General features: G+C 70.5%; 6 protein-coding genes. 1 reads left to right on the top strand and 5 read right to left on the bottom strand.

The window, feature by feature from the left end; all coding sequences use genetic code 11:
- Positions 1 to 95: 95 nt before the first annotated feature.
- The 3 genes from AB0B50_RS43980 to AB0B50_RS43970 are packed head-to-tail and all read right to left on the bottom strand — an operon-like array spanning position 96 to position 3302.
- Complete coding sequence (locus AB0B50_RS43980) at positions 96 to 1145, bottom strand: Zn-dependent alcohol dehydrogenase (protein WP_362343537.1); 1050 nt, start codon at positions 1143 to 1145, stop codon at positions 96 to 98.
- Between the two features lie 10 nt (positions 1146 to 1155).
- On the bottom strand, positions 1156 to 2376 hold the full coding sequence (locus AB0B50_RS43975; protein ID WP_362343534.1) for an acyl-CoA dehydrogenase family protein: 1221 nt from the start codon (positions 2374 to 2376) through the stop codon (positions 1156 to 1158).
- Positions 2377 to 2390: 14 nt separating this feature from the next.
- Entirely contained in the window at positions 2391 to 3302 is a 912-nt protein-coding gene (locus AB0B50_RS43970; protein ID WP_362343531.1) for an SDR family oxidoreductase, read from the bottom strand.
- Between the two features lie 84 nt (positions 3303 to 3386).
- Here AB0B50_RS43970 and AB0B50_RS43965 point away from each other — a divergent pair, with 84 nt between their 5' ends.
- On the top strand, positions 3387 to 4337 hold the full coding sequence (locus AB0B50_RS43965; protein WP_362343528.1) for a cyclase family protein: 951 nt from the start codon (positions 3387 to 3389) through the stop codon (positions 4335 to 4337).
- Positions 4338 to 4970: 633 nt separating this feature from the next.
- On the opposite strand, the gene AB0B50_RS43960 is transcribed toward AB0B50_RS43965, so the two are convergent.
- Together AB0B50_RS43960 and AB0B50_RS43955 are read right to left on the bottom strand one after the other, a co-directional pair.
- Entirely contained in the window at positions 4971 to 5486 is a 516-nt protein-coding gene (locus tag AB0B50_RS43960; protein WP_362343525.1) for an ATP-binding protein, read from the bottom strand.
- Positions 5487 to 5939: 453 nt separating this feature from the next.
- A complete protein-coding gene (locus AB0B50_RS43955; protein ID WP_362343522.1) occupies positions 5940 to 6785 on the bottom strand; it encodes an acyl-CoA dehydrogenase family protein in 846 nt (281 codons plus the stop codon).
- Positions 6786 to 6790 lie beyond the last annotated feature (5 nt).

Here is a 6790-nt window from a genome sequence, read left to right as displayed (position 1 = left end):
CGTACGACCCGCACAGGGCAAAGCACCCACACCAAAAGACGAACCAGCCCCCACACCCACGACCACACCCCACACACCCGCAGACAAACCCCACGTCAGAACGTCAGAACCCCCCGCGCAACCCGCCCCGCCCGCGCGTCCTCCACCGCCTTGCCGAAGTCCTCCAGCACGTACGTGGCCGTCACCAGTTCGTCCAGGAGCAGGCGCCCGCCCCGATACATCTCCGCGTACAGCGCGAAATCCCTCTGCGGCTGCGAACTCCCGTACCGGCAGCCCAGGATCGACTTGTCCAGGAACATCGAAGCCACCACGAACGACGCCTCCGCCCCCGCCGCCGGCATCCCCAACAGCACCGCCTGCCCATGCCGATCCAGCAGATCGACCGCCTCCCGCACCAACTCCACCCGCCCCACGCACTCAAACGCGTGGTCGACCCCGTCCGGCAGCACCTCCCGCACCCCTTCCACCGCCCCAAAGAAGTGCGTGGCCCCGAACTGCCGCGCCACCGCCTCCTTCTCCGGATTCGCATCCACCGCGACGATCGTCGACGCCCCCGCGATCCGCGCCCCCTGCAGCACGTTGAGCCCGATCCCACCGGCCCCGATGACGACGACCGAGTCCCCGAGCCCGACCTCGGCCCGGTTCAACGCCGCCCCCACCCCCGTCACGACCGCGCACCCGATCAGCGCCGCGGACGTCAGCGGAATGTCGTCCGCGATCTTCACTGCCTGCACGGCCTTGACGATCGTGCGCTCGGCGAAGGCGGAGTTCGCCGCGAACTGATACACCGGCTTCCCGCCCCGCGAGAACGGCTGATCCGGCCGCCCGATCGCCCTGCGGCACATCGTCGGCCGCCCCCGGTTGCACTCGGCGCACGCCCCACAGCTCGCAATGGTGGACAGAGCCACATGATCCCCGGGAGCCACATGCGTGACCCCGGCGCCCACAGCCTCCACGACCCCCGCGCCCTCGTGCCCGAGCACCACCGGCGGCGGAAACGGAATCGTCCCGTCGATCACCGAGAGATCGCTGTGGCACAGCCCGGCCGCGGACACCGCGACAAGGACCTCACCGGGCCCCGGATCCCGTATCTCCAGGTCGTCGACGACCTCGACCCGCTCCCCGTCGAAGACAACGCCCCTCATCACGCACCCCTCACCGAGGCCCTCTGGCCTCTCTCGGCAGACCGAGCACACGCTCGGCGATGATGTTCCGCTGCACTTCGTCCGAGCCGCCGTAGATGGTGTCGGCGCGACTGAACAGGAAGAGCCGCTGCAGGGCGTCGAGTTCGTACGGAGCGTCGGCACGCCAGTCCGAAGGCCCGACCGCGGCGGCCGCCCCCCGCACCTCCACGGCGAGCTCCCCGAGCCGCTGATGCCACCGCCCCCACAGCAATTTGGCCACACTGGGCGCCCCGAGGTCCTGCCCCGCACCCTCCCCGCCGCCTCCACTCCCCAGCGTCCGCAACGCGTTCCACCGCATGACCCGCAGCTCGGCCCACTGCCGCACGATGCGATCCCGCACCACGGCATCGCCGACCGCCCCGCTCGCCACGGCCTCCCGCACGACACCCGCCAACTCCTCGGCGAAGCCGATCTGTTGGACCAGAGTGGACACCCCGCGCTCGAAGCCGAGCAGCCCCATCGCGACACGCCACCCCTGGCCGACGCCGCCGACGACATGCGCGGCACGCGCGCGTGCACCGTCGAAGAAGACTTCGTTGAACTCACTGGTGCCGGTGAGCTGCTGGATGGGCCGCACCTCGATCTTCCCGGGCTGATCCATCGGAACCAACAACAGAGACAACCCCCGATGCCCCCGCGCCCCCTCCTCCGTCCGAGCCAACACGAAGCACCAATCGGCGTCGTGCGCCAACGAAGTCCAGATCTTCTGCCCGGTGACGAGATAGGTCTCCCCCTCCCGCACGGCCCGCGTCCGCACCCCCGCCAGATCGGACCCGGCCCCCGGCTCGCTGTACCCCTGGCACCACAAGGCCTCCCCCCGGGCGATCGCCGGCAGGAACTCGTCCCGCTGCTCCTGGCTCCCGTACGCGAGGAGCGTCGGCGCAAGGAGGTTCTCCCCGATGTGCCCGTACCTCCCGGGTGCCCGCACGCGCGCGTACTCCTCGGCCCACACCACCTGCTGGGTCAGCGTGGCCCGCCGGTTGCCGTACGCGTCCGAGTCCCAGCCGAGGCCGATCCACCCGCCGCGCCCCAACTCCCGCTCCCAGGCCCGCCGCTGAGCCCCGCCCTCGTGCTCGCTGCCGGGCCCACCGCGCCCCACCGCGTCGGCGAAGTCGCCGGTGAGGTGCTCGGCGAGCCAGGCTCGCGCCTCGTCGCGGAACTCCTCGTCCTCGGGCCCGAACCCGAACTCCACCGCCCCGCCCCCGCCTACGCGTTCGGACGTTCTTTGTCGGCCGCCGCCTTGGCCATGGCCTCCAGCTGCGCCAGCATCGGCATCGGATCGGTCCCCACCGTCCCCGGCAGGAAGTCGGCGATCTTCTCGGGGGTCCAGGCCCCGTCCGCGTACCCGGCGCGCAGCTCGCGCGGCTGTGCCCATACGGCGATCTTGGGCCCGGCGATCGTGTAGACCTGCCCGGTGATCTTCTCCTCGCGGGCCCGGTCGCTCAGCAGATATACGACGAGCGCGGCAACGTCCTCCGGCTCCCCGATCTCCTTCAACTCCATGGGAACATTCGCCGACATCCTGGTCCGCGCGACGGGCGCCACAGCATTGGCGGTCACCCCGTACTTGTTGAGCCCCAGCGCCGCGCTCCGCACCAGCGAGATGATCCCGCCCTTCGCCGCGCTGTAGTTGGCCTGCGCGACGGACCCCTGGTGGTTGCCGCTGGTGAAGCCGATCAAGGTCCCCGACCCCTGCTTGCGCATCACGGCCGACGCGGCGCGGAAAACAGTGAACGTCCCCTTCAGGTGCGTGGCGACGACCGGATCCCACTCCTCCTCGGACATGTTGAAGAGCATCCGCTCGCGCAGAATCCCGGCAACGCAGACCACACCGTCGACACGCCCGTACTCACTCAGCGCGACGTCGACGATCCGCTGCCCGCCCGCCATGGTCGAGATGTCGTCCGCGACGGCGACGGCCTCTCCGCCCGCGGCCTGGATCTCCTTGACGACGGCGTCGGCCACCTCGCTGGTCGGCTCGCCGCCCTCCATGGAGACGCCGTAGTCGTTGACGACGACCTTCGCCCCCTCGGCCGCCGCGGCGAGCGCGACGGCCCTGCCGATGCCGCGCCCGGCGCCGGTCACGGCCACCACCTTGCCTGCCAAGAAGTTCCCCACGTCCGGCCCCTTCCCGCGGTTTCTGACGGACCGTTAGATTCTATGACCCGTCAGATACCGGAAGACAAGCCCCGTGGAGGACTCATGTCAGACTCGGCCGCGGCCCCCTCCACCCTGCCGCCCGAGTTCCACGACATCGCCAAACGCGTGAACAACTGGGGCCGTTGGGGAGCGGACGACGAGATCGGCACCCTCAATCTCGTCACCGACGAGGTCGTGCGCGAGGCCGCGGCCACCGTCCGCAGCGGCCGCCGCGTCCCGCTCGCGCTGCCGCTCAAGGAGGACGGCGTCCAAACGGGCCTGATACCCGGCCGCATCAACCCCCTGCACACGATGGTGCAGATCAACCAGGAGCTGTTCGGCCCCGGCACGGTCGCCACCAGCGACGACGCGGTGACGATGGGCCTGCAGACGGCCACCCACTGGGACGCGCTCACCCATGTCTCGCACTCGGGGAAGATCTACAACGGCCGCCCCGCGGACACCGTCACGGCCCACGGGGGCGCCGAGTTCAGCGGCATCGACAAGGTCCCGTACATCGTCTCGCGCGGGGTCCTCCTGGACGTCGCGCGCGCCAAGGGCCTCGACCGGCTGCCCGGCGACCACGCGGTCACTCCCGAAGACCTGGACGAGGCGGCGGAGTTCGGGGGCGTCACGGTCCGCGCGGGCGACGTCGTGCTCGTCCGGACGGGGCAGACGCAGGTGCTGCTGGCCGGCGACAAGCACGCGTACGGCTATCCGTCACCAGGTCTCTCGGTGCGCACGCCCGAGTGGTTCCACGCGCGGGACGTGGCGGCGGTCGCGAACGACACCCTGACCTTCGAGATCTTCCCGCCGGAGATCGAGAACCTCTGGCTGCCCGTGCACGCGCTCGACCTGGTCGAGATGGGGATGCTGCAGGGCCAGAACTGGAACCTGGAGAAGTTGTCCACAGCCTGTGCAGAAGATGCGCGGTACGCCTTCCTGCTGTCCGCGATGCCCGAGCCGTTCACCGGCGGCACGGGCACGCCGGTGGCCCCGGTCGCCGTGCTGTGAACTCCCACTCTCCCCGCCCCACCCCTTCGGGCGGCGGCGCGTCGGCTTCCGCCCCGAGCGCGATGCCGCGCGCCGCCGTCCGGCTCCGGCGCTCGACCCTGCCCCTCATGGCCCCGAAGGGACTGACGCCGAAATCACGACCCACATCTCGTCAAGGAACCTCCGTCACCGAGCACCCTCGACGTCCCCTCGCGGCGAATCGCTGCACACAAGCGTGATCAATCGGACACGGTACGTCAACACCCGGCCGGGGATTAATGAATTATGACCGATTTGCCCCACCCGCGCATGGGTGCGCGCATCGTGGCACACGACGGCGCATACGGGCTCAGAGAGCCCCGCACCCGAGCAAAGGGGGCTCGCGCGGCTCGCACACGGCCACGGCTCGGACCCTCAAAGCTCAGAGCCTCAAAGCTCGGACCCTCAAAACTCGGACCCTCAAAACTCAGAGCCTCAAAGCTCGGACCCTCAAAACTCAGACCCTCAAAGCTCGGACCCTCAAAGCTCAGAGCCTCAAAACTCAGAGCCTCAAAACTCAGACCCTCAAAGCTCGGACCCCAAACAACTAGGACCCTCAACAGCTCGGACCCCATGCAACTCGACCCACCAGCTCGGCCCCCTACGCCCGGCCGCTCACACCGCTTCGTACGCGACACCGGCCTCGCCGCGCGGCGCTTCGTCGAAGGTCGCGGCGTCATAGGTCGCGCCTTCGAAGGTCACCGCGGCCACGCCCGCGTCGCACCGGTCCACCTCGCACCAGATGCTCTTGCCCACCCCCTCGGGCTGCCAGCCCCAGCGGTCGGCGAGGCCGTCGACGAGCTCCAGGCCGCGGCCGTTGGTGTCGTCGCCGTCCGCGTGCCGCGGCGCGGGCGGGCGGGCGCTGCGGTCGGCGACCTCCACCCGGACCGTCCCCGGCGCATCGGCGGGACCGTCAGGGATACAGGGGAGCAGCATGCGCAGCACGGCCGGACAGCCCGTGTGCACAACGGCGTTGGTGACGAGCTCCGAGATCAGCAGGATCAGTGTCTCGGCCACCGGCTCGTCGGCCTCTATCCCCGAGCCCGCGAGCCGCGAACGGGCCCAACGCCTGGCCCGTCCCACCTCTGCGGGGTCGGCCCCGACCTCCAGCTGAACTTGAAGCACCTGCACCGCTCACACCATCCGAACCGGCGGACACATCGCCTCGCGACTCCACGGAGTCACCGAACGTGAACCCCTTGGGAGCCAGCATGATTGACGTTCAGTCACCCCAACAAGCGCTTCGGGCATATTCCAGCGCGAAGGAGTACGCGTGCTGCATACTGTGCGACGCGCGCCATGGGGGGTCGAACAGGCGGGTACGGAACCCAGTCCTGCGCTGCGAACGGCGGGCATTCCCGGGCCCGGAGTCGCCTCAGGGGCAACACCGGGATGGCTCGGCCTCAGAACCACTCGCATCCCACACAAGGTACCCGAGCCGGACACCGACTCCGTGCCGTGACGAGTCACGCGTAGGACACAACCCGATATCGACGCTCAGTAGTCCTGCCGCGGGCCGCTTCCCGCTCGCGCAACAACAGGACAAAACGCCCGATATCGGGTAGACCAATGTCGGCCGACGCCTCAGAGGGCCGCGGCCAGCTCCTCCTCCGCCTCCCGCGCCGTCCGCCCCAGCTCGGCGCGCACCCAGGCCCGCTTGAGGTGCAGGTGCACGTCGGCCTCCCAGGTGAAGCCCATGCCGCCGTGCACCTGGAGGCAGTCCCGCGCATTGCGCACGGCCGCGTCGTCGGCCAGCAGCTTGGCGCCGGAGATCTCCAGCGCGTCCCCGGTCACGGCCGCCGCGTACACCGCGCCGCGGGCGAGCTCGGCCCGCACGAGCATCTGCGCGCAGAGGTGCTTGACGGCCTGGAACGCCCCGATGGGCCGCCCGAACTGCACGCGCTCGCGGGCGTATTGGACGGCCATGTCGCAGGTGCGGTCCGCGCTGCCGAGCTGCTGCGCCGCGTGGAGCAGCGAGCCGACGGGAGACCCCGGGCCCGCGGGTTCGGGCACCCGGTGCAGCGGCGTCAGCGGGTCGACGGACCGCAGCGGCACGGCGCCCCCCGCCGCCCCGCGCACCACGTCGGCCTCGTCGAGCCACGGCACCAGCGATCCTTCGACCTCGGTCACCACGACCTCACCCGACGCGGCGCCCGGCACGTCCCCCGCCGCGAGGAACGTCGCCACCGCGGGCCCCGGCAGCAGCACGCGCCCCGCCTCCTCGAAGACCAACACGGCCTCCGGCAGCCCCAGTCCGACCCCGCCCTCCTCCTCGGCCAGTGTGAGCGCGAAGAACCCGGCATCGCCCAGCTCGCGCCAGAGCGCCCGGTCGACGCGGTCCGTGGCGTCCCGCAGGACGAACCGCCCCTCCAGGAGCCGCCGCATTCCGTCGCGCAACGCCACCTGGTCCTCATCGAGTTGGAAATCCATACGGA

Source organism: Streptomyces sp. NPDC041068 (assembly GCF_040647455.1).
GTDB lineage: Bacteria > Actinomycetota > Actinomycetes > Streptomycetales > Streptomycetaceae > Streptomyces.
Note: the sequence above shows the minus strand (reverse complement) of the source record. Positions and strands in the feature narration are given on the sequence as shown.

Coding starts and splice junctions, on each gene's coding strand:
- AB0B50_RS43955 (WP_362343522.1), bottom strand. CDS start 6,785: ATGGATTTCCAACTCGATGAGGACCAGGTGGCGTTGCGCGACGGAATG.
- AB0B50_RS43980 (WP_362343537.1), bottom strand. CDS start 1,145: ATGAGGGGCGTTGTCTTCGACGGGGAGCGGGTCGAGGTCGTCGACGAC.
- AB0B50_RS43965 (WP_362343528.1), top strand. CDS start 3,387: ATGTCAGACTCGGCCGCGGCCCCCTCCACCCTGCCGCCCGAGTTCCAC.